The sequence below is a fragment of the Tabrizicola sp. YIM 78059 genome (genome assembly GCF_004959785.1).
GTDB classification, from domain to species: Bacteria; Pseudomonadota; Alphaproteobacteria; order Rhodobacterales; family Rhodobacteraceae; genus Tabrizicola; species Tabrizicola caldifontis.
Map to the genome: position 1 here is coordinate 1 of NZ_SJZH01000073.1, position 451 is coordinate 451.

At 66.5% G+C, this 451-nt stretch carries 1 protein-coding gene; it reads right to left on the reverse strand.

Translation table 11 applies throughout. From position 1 onward, the window contains the following. Nucleotides 1-451, reverse strand: a 451-nt coding sequence (locus tag EZM81_RS18095) for a transposase (protein WP_211195456.1), incomplete at both ends; no start/stop codon positions are given.

The following is a 451-nucleotide window of genomic DNA, read 5'->3' on the forward strand; positions in this document are numbered from 1 at the left end:
GACGGCCGTGCGCTGCTTGATCGGGGCATGAGCCAAGGCGTTGCGCATGCAGTGAACCCGGCAGCGTTGGTGGGTCGCATTGAAGACACGACGTGCGGCTGCCCGAAGGCCCTTGTGGTCGTCGGCGATCACCAGCTTCACGCCCCGCAGGCCGCGGTCGGCGAGGCTGCGCAGGAACTCGGTCCAGAAGGTCTCGGCTTCCGACGGACCGGTGGCGACGCCCAGAACCTCGCGCTTGCCGTTCGGCATGGTCCTCGAACCGGTGGCGGACCATGCCTCACCGTTGACCGCAACAGCGATTATCACGGCACGGCTGATGATCCGGCCGCCTTCACGCACCTTCACATAAGTTGCGTCGAGCCAGAGGTAGGGCCAGGCGCCTTCCAGCGGCCGCGACAGGAAGGCATTCACCCGCTCGTCGATCTCGGCGCAGAAGCGGCTGACTTGGCTC